Annotated in this window: 1 protein-coding gene; it reads right to left on the reverse strand. The window is 61.8% G+C overall.

The genetic code is table 11. The features are described from left to right. A partial coding sequence (locus GCN75_RS28915) for a hypothetical protein (protein WP_152285384.1) occupies positions 1-322 on the reverse strand: 322 nt, incomplete at both ends.

Below are 322 nucleotides of genomic sequence, written 5' to 3' on the forward strand. Positions count from 1 at the left end.
GCCAGGTTCGCGCTGTTGGCCGCGACGCGGCCCGCCGTGTTGTCCAACTTGCCGGTGGTGATGACGGTGTCGCCGCTGCCCGTCTGCACGATCTCGCCGCTGGCGTTGTTCAGGTTCGCCACGTTCAGCTGCAACTGTCCGGCCACCAGCTGGCCCTGGTTATTTACCAGTGACTGCGCGTTATTTGCGTTGGCGGTGATGGCCAGCAGATTGCTGGCGGAAATCACCGCCTTGTTAGTCTGTACATCACCAGTAGTTGCCGTGATGGCGATATTCGCTGCGCCCGTCTGGCTGCCCGACAGATCCACACTGGAACCCGTCA

Origin of the sequence: Janthinobacterium violaceinigrum (assembly GCF_009208555.1) — a bacterium.
GTDB classification, from domain to species: Bacteria; Pseudomonadota; Gammaproteobacteria; order Burkholderiales; family Burkholderiaceae_D; genus Janthinobacterium; species Janthinobacterium violaceinigrum.